Annotated in this window: 3 protein-coding genes; all 3 read left to right on the top strand. The window is 34.9% G+C overall.

All coding sequences use genetic code 11. The features are described from left to right. Window positions 1-1,521 (top strand): FtsX-like permease family protein (locus ABS911_RS13670; RefSeq protein ID WP_350468022.1); only part of this gene is annotated, 1,521 nt, incomplete at its 5' end. A 212-nt stretch (window positions 1,522-1,733) separates the two neighbouring features. Further along, the gene (treP, locus tag ABS911_RS13665) at window positions 1,734-3,242 is read left to right on the top strand and encodes a PTS system trehalose-specific EIIBC component (RefSeq protein WP_350468021.1); all 1,509 of its coding nucleotides are present in this window, start codon (window positions 1,734-1,736) and stop codon (window positions 3,240-3,242) included. 22 nt (window positions 3,243-3,264) lie between these two features. Further along, window positions 3,265-3,695 (top strand): alpha-amylase family glycosyl hydrolase (locus ABS911_RS13660; protein ID WP_350468020.1); only part of this gene is annotated, 431 nt, incomplete at its 3' end.

Here is a 3,695-nt window from a genome sequence, read left to right as displayed (position 1 = left end):
TTTCCTTTCACATTGAATGCTGTAATGATCACGATTGGATTATTTGTTCTCATCTTTTTGGTGACGTTGATCTATAATATCACTCAAGTAACGTTTTCTAACCCAATTCAATTGATCAAAGGAAAACAAACAGGAGAACGGGAACCCAAAAGTTCTATTACCCTTTTTATTCTATCTTTATTATTGATTGGATCAGGTTATTATCTGTCTGTAACGATTAATGACCCATTGAATGCAATGATTTACTTTTTACTTGCAGTCCTTTTGGTTATTGCAGGTACGTATTTTTTATTCATTTCCGGATCAATATTTATCCTGAAAGCATTGAAGAAAAATAAGAAATTGTATTACCGTCCAAGTCCATTTATTTCAATCTCTGGTATGCTTTATCGCATGAAACAAAATGCCACTGGATTAGCTAATATTACTATCTTAGCAACGATGGTCATCGTTGTAGTATCGACTACATTAGCTGTCTTTATTGGAATACAAGGAACTTTAGATCGCTTATATCCTTATGAAAATAAAATAACATATTTTACAGATGTCAATAAAGAAGAAGAATTGCAAGAGATACAAAAAGAAACAGAAAAATTAGGTTTAGAAGTAACCGGTACAGAAAGTTACTCCTCTTATTCTTTAGCTACACAATTAGAGGATAATGAATTGATTGTTGGTGATAAAGTTAATTATTCTGCAAAAGAAACATTTTTTGTCAATATACTGGTACAAGAAGATTATGAACAAATGACAAACCAATCAATTGATTTAGACTCTGATGAAATGTTGGTTTACAACTTAAAAAATAGCGATGACTTGACTACATTGCTCATAGGAGATACAACTTATCAGATTGAGTCAATAAATAAAAGTCCTATCAAAATTGATGAAGAGGTGAAATCACCTGAGTTTATTATCGTCCAATCAAATGAGGTTCGTCAGTCTATTATTGATTACGAAGATCAGTTATCAGAAAATGAATATCCTTTTACTACGGAAGCGATGATTTCTTGGAATACGACTGGGACCCAAGAACAGAAAAAAAGCTATTCTAAGAAACTAGATGAAATACTAAACAGTAAAGACGGGTCATTTTATGAGTCAAAAGAACTCTTCAGTGATGAATTATATAATATGAATGGCGGCTTTTTATTCTTAGGCATTTTCCTTGGATTGTTGTTTGTCTTTGGAGCAGCTTTAATCACATACTTTAAACAAGTTTCAGAAGGCTATGACGATCGAGAAAAATTCCAGATCATGCAGAAAGTGGGATTAGATAAACACACGATTCGTAAAACGACTCGTTTACAAATTATTTGGATGTTCTTATTGCCTTTGGTAATTGCAGTGATTCATGTTGCGTTTGCCTTCCCGATTATTCAAAAAATGTTGCTTCTTTTTAATGTAGTGGATACGCCATTAGTCTTTTGGTGTTTTGCAGGTGTAATTGTTGGCTATAGTGTAATCTATGGCATCATTTATCAAGTAACTTCAAAAGTTTATTATAGTATTGTTAAATAATATTAGTAATTAAATAGCTAAGGTAAGGACTGGTATAAGAATGTTATGATTCTTATACCAGTTCTTTTTCTTGCTTAAAAAGCGTTTGTTTTTATAAAAATCAATTAGTAGAAAAAACGGAAGATAAAACGCTTGCATTTATAAAAGAAAAAGGTTACATTGTACTTGTATATACAAGTTGCACTTATAACTTTTTCTTAGGAGGAAAAAAAATGGCAGATTACAAGCAAGATGCAAAACAGCTATTGGAAGACGTCGGAGGCCCTGATAATATTTCTGCAGTCAGTCACTGTGCTACCCGCATGCGTTTCGTATTAAATGATCCTGCAAAAGCAGACAGCAAAAAGATAGAAGATATTCCAGCAGTTAAAGGTACGTTTACTCAAGCCGGACAGTATCAAGTTATTATTGGTAATGATGTTGCCACATTTTATAATGAATTTTCTAAAATTTCCGGCAAAGAAGGCGTATCGAAAGACGAAGTAAAAGCAGCAAGTAAACAAAATCAAAATCCTGTACAACGTGCTATGTCCGTTTTAGCAGAGATCTTCTCACCTATTATTCCAGCAATTATTGTCGGAGGGTTGATTTTAGGATTCCGAAATATTTTGGAAGCCATTCCAATGGAATCTCTTGGTCAATTGATGGTAGATGGTGTAGCACAAGTCAACAGTGCTGGAGAACCAGTTTACAATACAATCGTTAATGTCAGTCAGTTTTGGAGTGGAGTCAACTCTTTCTTATGGCTGATCGGTGAAGCTATTTTCCACTTCTTACCAGTAGGTATCACGTGGAGTGTTGCTAAGAAAATGGGAACCACTCAAATTTTAGGAATCGTTTTAGGGATCACACTAGTGTCACCTCAATTATTGAATGCATATGCAGTTGCCGGAACGGCAGCAGCAGACATTCCAGTTTGGGATTTTGGTTATTTCACAATTGACATGATCGGGTACCAAGCACAAGTTATTCCTGCTATGTTAGCCGGATTTGTATTAGCTTATTTAGAACTAGGATTGCGTAAAATAGTTCCGCAAGCTATTTCAATGATTTTTGTACCATTCTTTGCTTTAGTTCCAACGGTTTTGATTGCTCACACGGTTTTAGGACCAATTGGTTGGGTTATAGGAAACTGGGTTTCAAGTGTCGTTTATGCAGGATTAGGAAGCTCATTTAGCTGGTTGTTTGGTGCCTTGTTTGGGTTCTTATATTCACCATTGGTTATTACAGGTTTGCACCATATGACGAATGCGATCGATTTACAGCTGATTGCTGACTTCCAAGGAACAAACTTATGGCCAATGATCGCTTTATCAAATATTGCTCAAGGTTCAGCTGTATTAGCGATTATTTTCTTACATCGTGGTAATGAAAAAGAAGAACAAGTTTCTATTCCAGCAGCTATCTCTTGTTATTTAGGTGTAACAGAACCCGCTATGTTCGGAATCAATATTAAATACATTTACCCATTTGTTGCGGCTATGATCGGTTCAGGTCTTGCTGGGTTAGTATCTACTACTTTCAACGTGACAGCAAATTCAATCGGTGTTGGCGGAATTCCAGGATTCTTATCTATCCAAAACCAATATTGGCCAATCTTCTTCCTTTGTATGGCGATTGCAATAGTGGTACCGTTTGTCTTAACAATTGTATTCCGTAAATATAACATCTTGAATAAATCTGACCAAGTTACTATTACAGAACCTGAATTAGGGAAATAATTTTTTAGAAAGTAGGAATAAAATGAGTACCTTTCATGAGAAAGTCGTGTATCAAATTTACCCAAAATCTTTTAAGGATTCTAATGGAGATGGAGTAGGAGATTTAAGAGGAATTATTGAAAAGATTCCTTATCTAGCAGAATTAGGTGTTGATGTGTTATGGATCAACCCCTTCTTCATTTCTCCGCAAAAAGATAATGGCTATGATATCGCTAATTATGTAGAAATTGATCCATTATTTGGAACGATGGAAGATTTTGAGGAACTCATCGCTGTAACTAAAGAGCATAAGTTGGAAATTATGTTGGATATGGTTTTGAACCATACTTCTATTGAACATGAGTGGTTCCAACGAGCGCTCAAAGGTGAAAAGAAATACCAAGATTATTATATCTTACGTGAACCAAAAGCAGATGGAAGCCACCCGACAAACTGGGTCTCAAAATTTGGAGG

The organism is Carnobacterium sp. (assembly GCF_040274425.1).
The sequence above is the reverse complement of the archived record's forward strand: the minus strand, read 5'-3'. Positions and strand labels throughout refer to the sequence as shown.